At 73.0% G+C, this 12,952-nt stretch carries 11 protein-coding genes; 7 read left to right on the forward strand and 4 right to left on the reverse strand.

Annotation, left to right across the window (positions count from 1 at the left end; translation table 11 throughout):
- Nucleotides 1–90: 90 nt before the first annotated feature.
- A complete protein-coding gene (locus tag ACFULQ_RS45800; RefSeq protein ID WP_383556799.1) occupies nt 91–552 on the reverse strand; it encodes a hypothetical protein in 462 nt (153 codons plus the stop codon).
- An 88-nt stretch (nt 553–640) separates the two neighbouring features.
- The gene (locus ACFULQ_RS45805; protein WP_383556802.1) at nt 641–1,561 is read right to left on the reverse strand and encodes a hypothetical protein; all 921 of its coding nucleotides are present in this window, start codon (nt 1,559–1,561) and stop codon (nt 641–643) included.
- A gap of 384 nt (nt 1,562–1,945) precedes the next feature.
- Here ACFULQ_RS45805 and ACFULQ_RS45810 point away from each other — a divergent pair, with 384 nt between their 5' ends.
- From ACFULQ_RS45810 to ACFULQ_RS45825, 4 genes are all read left to right on the forward strand, one after another.
- Complete coding sequence (locus ACFULQ_RS45810) at nt 1,946–5,359, forward strand: BTAD domain-containing putative transcriptional regulator (protein WP_383556805.1); 3,414 nt, start codon at nt 1,946–1,948, stop codon at nt 5,357–5,359.
- Between the two features lie 150 nt (nt 5,360–5,509).
- Nucleotides 5,510–6,175 (forward strand): M15 family metallopeptidase, encoded by a 666-nt coding sequence (locus ACFULQ_RS45815; protein ID WP_383556808.1) that lies wholly within the window; start codon nt 5,510–5,512, stop codon nt 6,173–6,175.
- Between the two features lie 126 nt (nt 6,176–6,301).
- Nucleotides 6,302–6,784: an RNA polymerase sigma factor gene (locus ACFULQ_RS45820; RefSeq protein WP_383556811.1), complete on the forward strand. Its 483-nt coding sequence runs from the start codon at nt 6,302–6,304 to the stop codon at nt 6,782–6,784.
- 129 nt (nt 6,785–6,913) lie between these two features.
- Nucleotides 6,914–8,059 (forward strand): C40 family peptidase, encoded by a 1,146-nt coding sequence (locus ACFULQ_RS45825; protein ID WP_383556814.1) that lies wholly within the window; start codon nt 6,914–6,916, stop codon nt 8,057–8,059.
- Nucleotides 8,060–8,127: 68 nt separating this feature from the next.
- Here ACFULQ_RS45825 and ACFULQ_RS45830 read toward each other — a convergent pair whose 3' ends face one another.
- Together ACFULQ_RS45830 and ACFULQ_RS45835 are read right to left on the reverse strand one after the other, a co-directional pair.
- Nucleotides 8,128–9,570, reverse strand: a complete 1,443-nt coding sequence (locus ACFULQ_RS45830) for a sensor histidine kinase (protein ID WP_383556816.1) — start codon at nt 9,568–9,570, stop codon at nt 8,128–8,130.
- Nucleotides 9,567–10,256 carry a response regulator transcription factor gene (locus ACFULQ_RS45835; RefSeq protein WP_383556819.1) on the reverse strand — a complete coding sequence of 230 codons (690 nt, stop codon included), beginning with the start codon at nt 10,254–10,256 and terminating at the stop codon, nt 9,567–9,569. Before ACFULQ_RS45835 ends, ACFULQ_RS45830 begins: the two co-directional genes overlap by 4 nt.
- Nucleotides 10,257–10,407: 151 nt before the next feature.
- Between ACFULQ_RS45835 and ACFULQ_RS45840 the strand changes: the two genes are divergently transcribed.
- From ACFULQ_RS45840 to ACFULQ_RS45850, 3 genes are all read left to right on the forward strand, one after another.
- Entirely contained in the window at nt 10,408–11,748 is a 1,341-nt protein-coding gene (locus tag ACFULQ_RS45840) for a ferric reductase-like transmembrane domain-containing protein (RefSeq protein WP_383556821.1), read from the forward strand.
- Between the two features lie 10 nt (nt 11,749–11,758).
- Nucleotides 11,759–12,493, forward strand: coding sequence for an FMN-binding protein (locus tag ACFULQ_RS45845; protein WP_383556823.1), 735 nt, complete (start codon nt 11,759–11,761; stop codon nt 12,491–12,493).
- Between the two features lie 10 nt (nt 12,494–12,503).
- Nucleotides 12,504–12,952, forward strand: a 449-nt coding sequence (locus ACFULQ_RS45850) for an FAD:protein FMN transferase (protein WP_383556826.1), incomplete at its 3' end; no start/stop codon positions are given.

The following is a 12,952-nucleotide window of genomic DNA, read 5'->3' on the forward strand; positions in this document are numbered from 1 at the left end:
GGGGGGGGGGGGCCCCGGGGGGGGGCGGGGGTCGCGGAAACGGGTCGCCCCGGCACCCATTTCGGGTGCCCGGGCGAGCGTACGGGCCGGTCAGCCGCCCTGGCTGCAGTAGTCGACCCAGCGGTGCGAGGAGATGTTGTTGTTGACGCTCTTCCCGAACTGCTCCAGGCCCTCGCCGTAGGTGAAGCGGTAGTTGCCCGTGGTGGTGTCCCACCAGCGGTCGCCCTGGCCGATGCAGGCGTGCGCGCCGCCGGCGTTGGGGGCGGTGTACAGGTCGACGGCGTCGAAGCCGCCCGCGTAGCCGTTGTTCCAGATGTCGGAGGTCAGGTTGCGGCAGCTGCCCCAGTCGTTGGAGTTGCCGGCCCACTTGCACTCCCGGCCACCGCCGTAGGGCTGGGTGTACACGTGCAGGTAGCCGTCCGCGGAGGCCAGCTGGGCGGACTTGGTCCCCTGGGAGCCCGACTCGGCGGCGCTGGCACCGGTGACCGGGGCGAAGAGGACGGCGACGGCCGCGGCGGAGGCGGCGAGGGTGAGGGCACGCTTGATGGACATGGGGTTCCTTCGTTTCGTGAGGGGTGGGTGGTGAGGGTGGTGCGACCACGGTCGGTGCCGTGGTGGTCTGTGGGGCCGCGGGCGCGGCTCAGCGGCCGCGGGTGACGATCGCTCGGGCCCGGGGCAGCGCCTCGCGCTTCAAGCGGTCGAGGTCGGCCGTCGGGCCGGGGTAGCGGCGGCGCAACTCGGTGCGGTACTCGGTGTCGAGGGACTTGGCCACGGCCGCCAGGTCACCGGCGCGGGCGCAGTCCGCCTCGGCCGAGGCGAGCCGTACCTCCTTCGTGTGCGGCCACGGCCTGTCGGGCCGGGTGGCCGCGGCGCGCGCCTCGGCGGGGCTCGGATACGGCTGCCCCTTCGCCTTCATGCAGCGCGCCCAGGGTGCTACGGCCGCCTTGTACCGCTTGTCGGCCAGCACCAGGCCGACGCGCATGCCGCCGAGGCTGTCGGTGACCCGGGTGGCCCGGAACCAGGCCGGCAGGTCCTTGTACAGCGTCCGCTCCGCCTCGGCCGCGCAGCCCTGGTCGCTGTGCGTGACCTGGATGCCGTTCGGGAGGCGGGCCGAAAGTCCCTTCGGCTCGGGCCCGTTGAGGGCGCTCACCAGGGCGGGCGCCCGGTCGGCCGGCATGGAGCGGAAGTAGCGCTGGTTCGGGTCGCGCAGGGCCTCCTGCTGCCGGGCGCGGTAGAGGTCGGTGCCGTAGCCGTGCCGGGCGGCCCAGGCCGGGTCGTCGACGACGTACGGGAACCGGGCCGCCCCGTCGGCCGCCGGCCGCTTCTCGACCCAGTACTCGTATCCGCGCTTCTCCATGCAGCTCTTGATCAGGAGCTGTTCGGCGAGGTGCAGGGTCTGCTCGGGGTCGTCGGAGACGTGCTGGGCGGTGCCGGGTGTGGCGCCGGTGCCGGTGTCCGTGCCGGGGACGGCTTCCGGGGAGGCCGACGTACGGTCCGCGCACCCCGTGAGCGTCGCCGCCAGCAGCGCGGCGGTCAGAAGGAGCAAGGTCCGGCGTGGCATCGGGCGACTCCCTGGGCGCGGTGGAAACGGCTTGTGCTTTCAGGCCGTTGACGCCTTCCACGTCCCTTCCGTATGCCTCGTGACGCAGAAGAATTTTCGTCGCGGGAAATTTCGGGGGGCCCTCATACGAGCGGCCCGCCGCAGCCGTCCCTCAGGTGAGCGGGGACTGCGCCCATCGGCGAAATCCGGCCAACCAGCGTCCTGCGGGGAAGTCGGCGCACGCAGGGGCTGTTCCTTCGCGGGGGCCTTGTCCGGGGCCCGAGCCGGGTTCATGAGCCGTTCGGATCCGGCCAGCGCGGCTGTGCGCGCGCCGTGCGGTGTCTGTGCCCGTCGATATCGTCGAACGCGTATCCGTGGGGTGGGCGGTGCGGCGATCGGGGGACCATGCTCCAGGTACGGCTACTGGGTCCGGTGGAGGTGTGGCAGGACGACCGGCGGGCCCCGCTCGGCGGGGTCAGACCACTCGCCGTGCTGTCCGCGCTCGTCGTCCACCTGGGCGAGGTCCTCTCCACGGAACGGCTCGTCGACTCCGTCTGGGATGAACAGGCCCCCGCGACCGCCAGCGCCCTCGTCGCCACCCATGTCTCCGCGGTCCGCCGCGCCCTGGCCCGGGTCGGCGCCGCGGAGGTGATCCGGACCCGGCCGCCGGGCTACGTCGCCGATCTCGACCCCGCCCAGGTCGACGCCCGCCGCTTCGAGGAACTCCTCGCGTCCGGCCGGTCCGAGGCCGCCCGGGGCCATGTCGAGGAGGCCGCCGAGCTGCTGTCCGAGGCGCTCGGACTGTGGCGCGGGCAGGAGGCCCTGGAGGGACTGGCCCAGTCGTTCGCCCGGATCGAGGCGGCCCGGCTGGCGGAACTGCGGCTGGTGGCCCAGGAGGAGTCCTTCGGGCTGCACCTTGAACTCGGCCGCGCCGACCGCACCATCGCGCCCCTGCTCGCGCATGTCGCCGCCCATCCCCTGCGGGAGCGGCCGCGCGGCCAGCTGATGACCGCGCTGTTCCGCACCGGCCGGGTCTCCGACGCCCTGCGCACCTACCAGGAGGGCCGCGAGGTGCTGCGGGAGGAGCTGGGCATAGACGCGGGACCGGAACTGCGGGCGCTGCACAAGGCGGTACTGACCAACGACCCGGCGCTGCTCGGTCCGGGGGGCAGGGGCACCGACGGTTCCCGGGCCGCCGAGGGGTTCGTGTCCGGTACGGGGCGGCGGTCTCAGGACGGCTCACGGCCCGGCGTCGGATCCGCCCGGCCCGGCGTCGGTGCCGCGCCGCCCGGCGCCGCCTCCGGGGCCGATGAGTCCCCGCGGTTCGGCACGGGCCTACGGTCGCACGAGTCCGCTCCGTTCGCCCGCGGCTCCCGGTCGCACGAGTCCGCTCCGTTCGAGTCCGGCCCCCGCTCGGACGACTCCGCCCCGTTCGCCCCCGGTTCCCGGGCCCCGGTCCGGGACGCGGCCGGTCCCGCGAGGGCCGGGCAGCAGACGGAGGAGCGCGCGGCGGGGAGTCGTACGGCGCCCGGTGTCGGCGGTCCCGGTGCGTCCGCGCGGCCCGCCCCCTCCCATCTCCCCCCGGACATAGCCGACTTCGTGGGCCGGGCGGACCAGATCGACTGGGCGGTCTCGCTGCTGGGCGGAGTCGACGACCCGGGCCGTACCGCCCCGCCCATCGGGGTGATCTCCGGACGCTCGGGGACCGGCAAGACCGCCCTCGCCGTGCACGTAGGCCACCGCACCGCCGAACTCTTCCCGGACGGCCGCCTGTTCGTGGACCTGCGGGCCGCCGACACCGCACCCCTCCAGCCCGCCGACGCCCTCGCCCGGCTGCTGCGTGCCATGGGCGCCGAACCGGAGACCCTGCCGAGCTCGGTCGAGGAGCTCACCGGCCTGTACCGCACGTACACCGGCCACCGCCGCATCCTGCTGATCCTCGACAACGCCGCCGGGGAGGCCCACGTACGACCCCTGCTGCCGCCCGGACCCGGCTCCGCCGTGCTCGTCACGAGCAGACGCCGGCTGGTGGCGCTGGAGGGCGCCGCGCACCTCGACCTGACCGTGCCCGACCAGGAAGAGGCGCTCGAACTCCTGCGACGGGTCGCCGGCGCGGACCGCACCAACGCCGAGCCGGAACAGACCGCCGAGATCGTCTCCCTGTGCGGACGGCTGCCGCTCGCCGTGCGCATCGCCGGGGCACGCCTCGCCGCCCGGCCGCACTGGGTACCCGGCCGGCTCGCCGCCCGACTGCGCGACGAACGGCTCAGACTCAACGAACTGCGCGCCGGGGACCTGGAGTTGCGCACCAGCCTCGAACTGGGCTACGCCGACCTCGACCCGCAGGAGCAGCGTGCCCTGCGCCGGCTCGCCCTGCTCGACCTGCCCGACTTCGCGGCCTGGATCGCCGCGCCCCTGCTGGACATCGGCACCGAGGAGGCCGAGGAGGCCGTCGAGCGGCTGGTGGACTGCCACTTCATCGACGTGATCGGCGTGGACGGCACCGGCCGCAACCGCTACCGCATCCACGACCTGGCCCGCGAACACGCCCGCGAGCGCTGTCTGTCGGAGGAGAGCGCCGAGGAGCGGTCGGCGGCCGTGCTGCGGCTCGTGGAGTGCTGGCTGGGGCTCGCCGAGAAGGCCGCGGCGCGCGGTCCCGGCGGCGCCGCACGCTACTTCCCCGAACCTGCCGCCGTACGGCCCGTCGACCCGCTGGACCCACGGGCCGAGGAGGAGCTGCTCGCCCGGCCCGCCGCCTGGTTCGCCGCCGAACAGGCCGGCCTGCTCGCCGCGGTGGACCACTGCGCCGACCACGGCCTGGACCGCGCCGCCCGGGACCTCGCCGGGGCGCTGATCGCCAGTTCCGTCGCCCTGTACAACCAGTTCGACGCCTGGTCCCGCTCGCACACCGCGGCGATGGCGGCGGTGCGCCGCAGCGGTGACCGCGAGGGCGAGGCGTGGCTGCACATCGGGCTGGGCCAACTGCGCTACGAACAGGACGAGTTCGAGGGGTCGTACGGCTACTTCCGGGACGCCCTGCGGCTGTTCGAGGCACTCGACGACGAGTCGCCGGGGACGGCTCAGGCGCTCGTCGGCATGGCCACGGCCCGGCGTGAACAGGCCTTCTTCCAGGAGGCGTTGGAGCTGCTCGACGCCGCGCTCGAGCGGTACGGACCGGACGGCGACCGCGGTGCCCGGGCCCAGGTGCTGTACGGCATCGGCTGTGTGCACCGGGAACAGGGTCGGGGGACGCAGGCCCGCGAGGCCCTTTCGCAGGCGCTGGAGCTGTACCGGGCCGAGGACGACCGGTTCGGTGCGGCGCTGACCGTGCGTTCGCTCGCCCTGTGCCATCGGGCGGAGGACGCGTGGGCGGCGGCGGAGGAGTTGCTGCGGGACGCGCTGCGGGGGTTCGAGGACCTCCACGACACGTTCGGCCTGATGTACACGGAGCAGTCGCTGGCGAAGGTGGAGCTGCGGCAGGGGCGGCTCGCCGAGGCGCGGGAGCGGCTCGAACGGTGTCTGGAGGTGGCCCGCGACCGGCAGGACCGGTTCGGGGAGGCGCTGGTGCTGCGGACGCTGGGGGAGTGGCATCTGGCGGCTGGGGACGCGGGTGTGGCGCGTGAGCCGTTGGAGCGGGCGATTGTTGGGTGGGAGGTGTTGCGGCTGCCCTTGTGGCGGGCGCGGACCTTGTGGGATCTGGCGGAGGTGTTCGAGGCCGTGGGGGAGGCGGGGGCGGCGTTGGATGCGCGGGCTGAAGCGGTGGTGGTTTTTCGGGAGTTGGGGGCCAGGGAGGCGGAGGAGCGGGGTGTTGGCGCCTAAGGGGGTGCCGCGTCAGGTTGTCGGGCGCGTGCGGGTTCGTCGGGGCTTGTCGCGCAGTTCCCCGCGCCCCTAGGTGGGTTGCAGAACCCTTGGTGTCTGCTTGCAGGCGTTCTGCAGAGCAATTGCAGAGGGCGCCGGGAGTCTGTTCCCGTGACCGACATCATTACGCTCGCCGATCCTCGGGTCGCCGCCGTCCGGCCGGACGAATGCGGTGAGCCGCTCGTCGATCTGCGGCTCGGCGGGCAGGTGCTGCTCGACGGCCGGCAGGCCGACGACGACGGCAGCTACGCGCATCTGCGGGCCGGCGCGCTGGAGCGGCTCGTGCGGGCGCAGCGGCTGCTGCCCGCCGGGATCCGGCTGCTGGTGGTGGAGGGGTACCGGCCGCCGGAGCTCCAGCGCCGCTACTTCGAGCAGTACGCGGCGACGCTGCGCAAGGACCACCCGGACGCGGGTCCCGAGCGGATCCGTGAGCTGGCGAGCGCGTACATCTCACCGCCGGAGGTCGCCCCGCACGTCAGCGGCGGCGCGGTCGACCTGACCCTGTGCGACCGCACGGGCCGGGAACTGCCGCTCGGCACCGAGGTGAACGCCACCCCGGAGGAGAGCGGCGGCGCCTGCCGCACCCACGCACCCGGCATCAGCGCCGAGGCGCGGGCGAACCGGGCCCTGCTCGGCCGCGTGCTCTCGGCGACCGGATTCGTCAACTACCCCACCGAGTGGTGGCACTGGTCGTACGGCGACCGGTACTGGGCCCTGCTGCGCCGGGTGCCGACCGCTCGCTACGGCCCCGCCGACCCACCCCGCCCGCCGGCCTGACCACCGGAGCGGGACAGCACAGCAAGCACACCGCAAGAGATCACCGCACGTGATCACCGCAAGGGGGAACGAGTGGACCACAGTCGCACCAGCTGTCCGCCACCGCCGCGTGAGGGCGACAACCGCATGAGCCCGGGGGACTTCGACACCTCCTTCACGGCCGACATGCCGCGCCTGCGAAGACGCCTGCTGGCGCTGACGGGCAATCCGCACGACGCCGACGACCTGCTCCAGGAGACCTATCTGCGGCTCTCCCGACGGGCCCGCGCCCAGAGCCTGACACGGCAGCAGCATCCGTACGCCTACACCTGCGCCGTCGCCCTCAACCTGCTGCGCGACTCCTGGCAGCACCCCTCCCGCCGCGAGCGCACCACCGACGAGCTCCCGGAGTCCGGCTGGGACGGCGGACTCGCCTCCTACGAGGCCTCCGCCACGGCGCTCGCGCTGCTCGGCGTGCTCTCCGAGAAGGAGGCCGCCGCGGTGATCCTCGTCGATCTGGAGGGGCTCACCCACGACACGGCCGGGGAGCGGCTCGGCACCCATCGCGGCACCGTCCAGCGCAACCGGCTGCGGGGCCTCGCCAAGATGCGCGCCGCGCTCCACAACTGACCCGGGCGGCACACCCTCACGGGGGTGGGGTGTGCCTCCCGGGTCAGTCCACGGCGTCACCGGCATCCCGCCGGCGCCACCCCGACGCTCGACGTCACCTCGACCTCACCTCGACGAAGGAAGAGTCCCTTGAAGACCATCAGCTCGCGCCGCCGGACCAGCGGCGCGATCCTGGGCGCCTCGGCCCTGGCCCTCACCGCGTTCTACTCCGCCCCGGCCCAGGCCGCCCCGGCCGCCGCGGACGCCGCCTGCGGGGTCCTCGCGCCCGGCGCCTCGGCCACCGCGCAGGCCGCCGTCGACGCGGCCTGTTCGCAGATCGGCGTCTGGTACAGCTGGGGCGGCGGCCACGCGGCCACGCCCGGCGCCAGCTACGGCTTCTACGACGGCTCCGACCCGGACAGCCTCCACGACGGCGAGCGCCTGGGCTTCGACTGCTCGGGCCTGATGCGCTACGCCTACTACCGGGCCACGGGCAAGGACCTGCTCAACGGCACGGCCGACGACCAGTTCCACACCTCGCAGGCCTCCGCCCGGTTCTCCGCCGGGCAGGGCACCGCCCCGCTGCTGCCGGGCGACCTGATGTTCTGGGGGAGCGGGCACATCCACCACGTGGCCATGTACCTGGGCAACGGCCAGATGGTGGAGGCGTACGAGTCGGGCACCCACATCCGCGTCACCTCGGTGCGCACCGGCGGCGACTACGCGGGCGCGGTCCGGATCAACGGCTCCGGCACCCCGATCCCGCCGCCCGCGAACGGCGGCACGGTCTTCGAGACCTGGGGCACCGGCGTGCGCACGCACCGCTCGCCGAGCGTGGGCTCGGCCGTCGTCGACACCTTCCCCGGGCCGACCCAGGTGTCCGTGCAGTGCCAGCAGCACGCGGAGACCGTGACCGCCGAGGGCTACACCAACGACGCGTGGTCCAAGCTCGCCGACGGCTCCTGGGTCACCAACATCTACATCAAGGGCCCGGCCTGGCTGCCCGGCATCCCGGACTGCGGCGGCAGCAGCACTCCGCCGCCGTCCGGTGGCAGCAAGGCGTTCCAGACCTGGGGCACGGGGGTGCGCACCCACAGCGAGCCCAACGTCAACGCCCGCGTGGTCGACTACTTCCCGCAGCCGACCACGGTCAACGTGGTCTGCCAGGCCCACGCCCAGACGGTGACGGCCGAGGGCTACACCAACGACGCCTGGGCGAAGCTCACCGACGGCTCGTGGATGACCGTCATCTACATCAAGGGCCCGGAGTGGCTCCCGGGCGTGGCCACCTGCTGATCCGACACCCCGCACCCGGGCCGGCCGCGCACAGGGCCGGTCCGGGCATGCCGGAGTCGGACCGTCGGTCAGCCCAGCGTCAGCGGGAAGGACACCGTGAACTCGGTCGAGCCGGGTGCGCTGACCAGTTCGATCGTGCCGCCGTGCGCCCGGACCAGGGAGTGCGCCACCGCGAGGCCCAGTCCGCTGCCGCCGCGGTCCCGGCTGCGGGCCTTGTCGACCCGGTAGAAGCGGTCGAAGACCCGCTCCTGGTCGGCGGCCGGGATGCCGGGGCCCGCGTCCGCGATCCGCACCCGCGCACTTCCGTCCCGCACCCGCACCCCGACCGACACCTCGGTGCCCGGCGGGGTGTGCACGGCCGCGTTGGTGAGGAGGTTGTCGAGGACCTGGCGGACCCGCTGCGGATCGAGCCGCAGCTTCAGGGCCTGCGGTCCCGGCGTCACCGTCAGCGGATGGTCCGGATGACTCGCGCGGAAGGCGTCGGCCGCGTGCTCGACCAGTTCCACCAGGTCCACCTCGGCGGGCCGCAGCGGGGTCTCGACCTCCGCCGCGTCCAGCCGGGCGAGCAGCAGCAGGTCGTCCAGGAGGAAGCCCATGCGGGCGGCCTCGGCGCGCAGCCGGGCCAGGTGCCGGTCACGCTCCTCGGGGGCGTTCGCGGCGGCGTACTGGAAGAGGTCCGCGTAGCCCCGTACGGACATCAGGGGTGTGCGCAGTTCGTGCGAGGCGTCCGCGACGAACCGGCGCAGCCGCTGCTCGGCCTCCGCGCGGACCGCGAGCGAGTCGTCGATGTGCTCCAGCATGGTGTTGAACGCCGTCCGCAGCTCCTCGACCTCCGGGCCGCCGCCCCGCTTGTCGGCGCGCAGCGGCAGCCGGGCCGCCGTCTCGGTGAGGTCGTGGGAGGCGATGCCGTGCGCGGTGTGCGCCATGTCGCTCAGCGGCTTCAGGCCGCGCCGCAGCAGCTTGCGGCCGATCAGCACGAGCACCAGCAGGGCCAGCCCGAAGGCCACGACCTGGACCGTGATCAGCCGCCGTACCGTGGCGTCGATGTCGTCCATGGGGGCCGCGCTGACCAGGACCACCCCGGGCTCCACCTCGCAGGCCCGCAGCCGGTACTCGCCCTGCCCCTGGAGGTGCTCGGTGGCCAGCACCTCGGTGTGGGCGACGGTCTGGGCCTTCGCGACGGCGGTGAACTCCCCGACGTCCTTGGGCAGGTCGGTGGGGTCCTCGGGCGTGCGCAGTTCGGGGGTGCCGTTGCGGACGTCGTACACCGCGTAGTACCAGCGGTAGTACTTCTTGCCGGCCAGCGTGCCGGACTCCGCGATGCTCTTGGACTGGGCGACCTGGGCCAGCGACAGCTGTTCGTTGAGCTGGGCCGACAGGTAGTCGCGCATGTACGTCGTCAGGGCCGTGCCGACCACGCCGAACACCAGCAGGGCCAGCGCCCCGAGCCCCAGGGCCAGCCGGGTGCCCAGGCGCATCCGCCGGTAGGCGGACGACAGCCGCCGGATCACTCCGCCGCCTGCCGGATCACGTACCCGAAGCCCCGCACGGTGTGGATCAGCGGCTCGCCCGTGTCGTCCAGCTTGCGGCGCAGCCGGCTGACGACCAGCTCGACCACGTTGGAGCGGCCGCCGAAGCCGTACTCCCACACATGGTCGAGGATCTGCGCCTTGGTCAGCACGGTCGGCGACTTGCGCATGAGGTACCGCAGCACCTCGTACTCGGTCGGGGTGAGCGTGAGCAGCTTCTCGCCGCGCCGGACCTCGCGGGTGTCCTCGTCCATCGTCAGGTCCGCGACCCGCAGCACCGAGCGCTGGAAGCCGGGCCCGGCGCTGCGCCGCAGCACGGTCCGCAGCCGGGCCATCAGCTCCTCGACGGCGAAGGGCTTGACCAGGTAGTCGTCGCCGCCCCGGGTCAGCCCGGCCACCCGGTCGGCGACCGCGTCCCGCGCGGTGAGGAACACCACCGGCACCATGGTCCCCGAGCGCCGCAGCCGGTCCAGGACCCCGAAGCCGTCGATGTCGGGCAGCATCAGGTCGAGCACCACGATGTCCGGGCGGAACTCCGCGGCGCGGCTCAGCGCCTCCTCACCGGAGTTCGCGGTCACCGCGTCCCAGCCCTCGTAGCGGGCGACCGTCGCCACGAGATCGGCGATCGGCGGGTCGTCGTCCACGACGAGAAGTCGTACTTTTTCCACCTGCTCATAGTGCTTCACAGCGGCCCGAAAGCCAGCGCCGGGTGGGCACCCAGATCAGATCGATAAGCTCTTGAAAGTTGTACGACAGCTGATCGACAGCTCCCGCCGGAGAAGCTCGGTAACCCAGGCCCCGATCAAGGAGCTGTGTCCCGTGACGACCGTCCAATCGCCCCCTGCGCCCCCCACGGCGATCAAACGCCCCAGGGTGGTGGCCCGCACCGGGCTCTACGCCGTGCTGGCCGCCAACGCGGCCGTGGTCGCCGTCTTCTTCGCCCAGGCCGGCTTCGCCTCCAACGCGCTGATCGTGCTCGGCCGCCTGACCGGTCTGTACGCGGCGCTCATCATGGCGTTCCAGCTGGTCCTGGTGGCCCGACTGCCCTGGCTCGACCGCCGTATCGGCATGGACCGGCTCACCTCCTGGCACCGCTGGACCGGCTTCGGCATCCTGTGGACGCTCCTCGCCCACGTCGTCTTCATCGCCTTCGGCTACGCCGAGGGCACCGACGTGGGCCCGATCGGCGAGGTCGTCGACCTCGCCGAGACCACCGAGGGCGTGCTCCGCGCGGTCGTCGCGTTCTTCCTGATCCTCGTGGTCGGCGCGGTCTCCGCCCGCTACGCCCGGCGCCGCCTCGCCTACGAGACCTGGCACTTCATCCACCTGTACACCTACGTCGCCGTGGTGCTGGCCTTCACCCACCAGGTCGCCGTCGGCACCACCTTCGCGTCCTCCTCCGTCGCCACCGGGTACTGGTACGGCGTCTGGGGTGTGGCACTGGGCTCGGTGGTCCTCGGGCGCGCGGTGCTCCCGCTGTGGCGCAACTGGCGCCACCAGTTCCGGGTCACCGCCGTCGTCCCCGAGAACGACAACGTGGTCTCGATCTACATCAGCGGCAAGGACCTCGACCAACTGCCCGCCCGCGCGGGCCAGTTCTTCCTGTGGCGCTTCCTGACCGCCGACCGCTGGTGGCAGGCCAACCCCTTCTCGCTGTCCGCCGCCCCCGACGGCAGGACGCTGCGCCTGACCGCCAAGGCGGCCGGCGAGGGCAGCGCGGCCCTGCGCCACGTCAAGGTCGGCACCCGCGTCTTCGCCGAGGGCCCCTACGGCGCCTTCACCGCCCTGCACCGCACCCGGCCCGAGTCCGTGCTCATCGCCGGCGGCGTCGGCGTCACCCCGATCCGGGCGCTCCTGGAGGAGATCCAGGGCCACGCCGTGGTCATCTACCGCGTCGGCTCCGACCAGGACGCCGTCCTCTACGACGAGCTGCGCGACCTCGCGCTCGCCAAGGACGCCGAACTCCACCTGGTCACCGGACCGCCGGTGCCCGACAAGCTGGCGGCGGCCGAGCTGGCCCGGCTGGTGCCGGACATCGCCGAGCGGGACGTCTTCCTGTGCGGGCCGCCCCCGATGATGAACGCCGTGCTGGGCAGCCTGCGGGAGCTGAACGTGCCCAAGGCGCAGACCCACTTCGAGCGCTTCAGCCTGGCGGGATGAGGAAGAGACCGTGAAACGAGCCATACCTGTCGTCGTCCTGAGCATCGCGGGCCTGGTGCCCGTGTGGCTGTACCAGCCCTCGGCCGGCTCCTCCACCGTCCAGGCCACCACGCCGACGCCGTCCTCGACGTCGTCCACGTCCGCTGGGTCCTCCGGCGGGAACGTCGTCACGAGCTCGACGATCACCACCGACAAGGGCCCGGTCCAGCTCCAGGTCACCTTCGACGGCACGAAGATCACGGCCGTGAAGATGCTCCAGCAGCCGAACCATCCGCAGACGACGGCCGCGGTGCCGAAGCTGATCGCGGAGACCCTGGAGGCGCAGAGCGCGGACATCGACACCGTGTCCGGCGCGACCATCACCAGCGAGGCGTACAAGCAGTCCCTCCAGGCCACGATCGACGAGAACGCGAAGACGGCGTCGGCGTCCCCTTCGGCATCGGCATCGGCGTCGGTTTCGGCCTCTGCGTCGGCCACCGAGGAGTCGTCCCGGACCGTGGACGGCACCGCGGTCGACACCGACAAGGGCACCGTCCAGGTCCAGGTGACCTTCGAGGGCGACAAGATCACCGCCGTGCAGATGCTCCAGCAGCCGAACCATCCGCAGACGACGGCCGCGGTGCCGAAGCTGATCGCGGAGACCCTGGAGGCGCAGAGCGCGGACATCGACACGGTGTCCGGTGCCACCATCACCAGCGACGGCTACAAGGAGTCCCTCCAGGCCGCGATCGACGCGAAGGGCTGAGAGACCGACCATGCTGCACCGCGTCGAACACGTCATGGGCTTCCCCGTCTCGCTGCGGGTCGACGACGAGCACGTCCCCGAGTCGGCCGCGGACGCGGTCTTCGCGTGGCTGCGTGAGGTCGACGCACGGTTCAGCCCGTTCAAGGAGGACAGCGAGGTGTCGCGGTACGACCGCGCCGAGCTGACCTCCGACGCGCTGAGCCCCGACCTGCGCGAGATCCTCGCCCTGTGCGAGCACTACCGTCTCGCCACCGGCGGCGCCTTCGACGTACGGCTGCCCGGGCGCGGTCTGGACCCCTGTGCCGTGGTCAAGGGCTGGTCGGTGCAGCGGGCGGCGGAGCTGCTGAAGCAGGCCGGCGCCTCCCGCCTCGTCCTCAACGCCGGCGGTGACGTGGTCACCGCCGGCGGCCCCTGGCGGGTGGGCGTACGGCACCCCGACCACGCCGACCAGCTGTGCAC

Origin of the sequence: Streptomyces sp. NPDC057253 (assembly GCF_042669125.1) — a bacterium.
Taxonomy (GTDB): domain Bacteria; phylum Actinomycetota; class Actinomycetes; order Streptomycetales; family Streptomycetaceae; genus Streptomyces.

Coding starts and splice junctions, on each gene's coding strand:
- ACFULQ_RS45820 (WP_383556811.1), top strand. CDS start 6,302: ATGAGCCCGGGGGACTTCGACACCTCCTTCACGGCCGACATGCCGCGC.
- ACFULQ_RS45800 (WP_383556799.1), bottom strand. CDS start 552: ATGTCCATCAAGCGTGCCCTCACCCTCGCCGCCTCCGCCGCGGCCGTC.
- ACFULQ_RS45810 (WP_383556805.1), top strand. CDS start 1,946: ATGCTCCAGGTACGGCTACTGGGTCCGGTGGAGGTGTGGCAGGACGAC.
- ACFULQ_RS45805 (WP_383556802.1), bottom strand. CDS start 1,561: ATGCCACGCCGGACCTTGCTCCTTCTGACCGCCGCGCTGCTGGCGGCG.